General features: G+C 62.5%; 1 protein-coding gene. It reads right to left on the bottom strand.

Annotation, left to right across the window (positions count from 1 at the left end; all coding sequences use genetic code 11):
• Nucleotides 1-1,053: ISNCY-like element ISMesp5 family transposase (locus NKJ01_RS36195; protein WP_352735378.1), on the bottom strand; the 1,053-nt coding region annotated here is incomplete at both ends.

Below are 1,053 nucleotides of genomic sequence, written 5' to 3'. Positions count from 1 at the left end.
CGCCAGGTGCAGCGCGCCAAGCCGTAAGCACGCTTGAGGCATGAGATGTCGGCCTCGATGCCGGCACGGAAGTTGCGCAGCTTGCGGTAGACCCAATTGCTTCTAACCATGTCCTCGATCCTGAGGCCGGCTTTCTTGTGGAATGCCATGTCGCGAACGCCCAAGGTCTTGGCTGTAGCCAGATTGTCGCGACTGGCAAAGCCGCCGTCGGCCGCCGCCTGCCGCGGCGCCCGGCCCCAGATGCCGATGTGGCGTTCCAGCATCGGCAGCAATCGATCGCTGTCGCGCGGATTGCCCGCCTCGATCACCAGATCGAGGATCATGCCGCTCCTGCCGGTGGTCAGGTTGAGTTTGTGACCGTATTCGGTGTCGCGGCTGCCTTTGACGATTATATCGGCATGGGGCTCGAACAGGCTGACCAGCTTGTCGCTGGCCGGCACCAACTCGCCCGCCAGCACTCGTCGCTCACTCTGGGCAATGATTTGCTCGATCAGCGGCCGATGGTGACTAACCTGGGCCTGCCACAGTGCGATGAGCGGAGTGCTCGCCACGGCCAATCGTTCCGTGGCCTGCTTCAGATAGGCCAAGGTCGCGCAGGCGATCGCAATCAGTTCACGGTAGAGTTGGACGCGGTTGGGTCGGCCGCGTGTGAACTGGATTTTGCGGGCGCGCTTCTTGGCCGCGCGGCAATGATTTCGCCATTCCAAGCCGGCGCCACCGGCCAAGGCATCAGCCTGCTTCAACAGGCGCACCATGACCCGCACAGCGTCCCACAGCAGGCTGCTGTCGCTCGGTTCGTGCATAAGTGCCGAGGTCACAGTGCTGTCCAGCCGCACGACCGCACCGTCTTCCAGTTTTACCTGCCGGGCATTCGACAGCAGCGCCCGATTGATCTCTTCCCAGGTGTCGGACCGGATCGCGCTGATCGTCTTTTGCAGCACCGACTTCTGCGGGCTCCACGACCATGGCAGGCGGGCAAAGGCGCGAAATGAGGCTGAGTCCTCGAGGTGGAATGCCAGTTCCTGATAGCTCAGTTGCCGGTATTGCTTGAGA

The sequence above is a fragment of the Mesorhizobium sp. M0276 genome (assembly GCF_040321755.1).
Classification (GTDB): Bacteria; Pseudomonadota; Alphaproteobacteria; order Rhizobiales; family Rhizobiaceae; genus Mesorhizobium.
The sequence above is the reverse complement of the archived record's forward strand: the minus strand, read 5'-3'. Positions and strand labels throughout refer to the sequence as shown.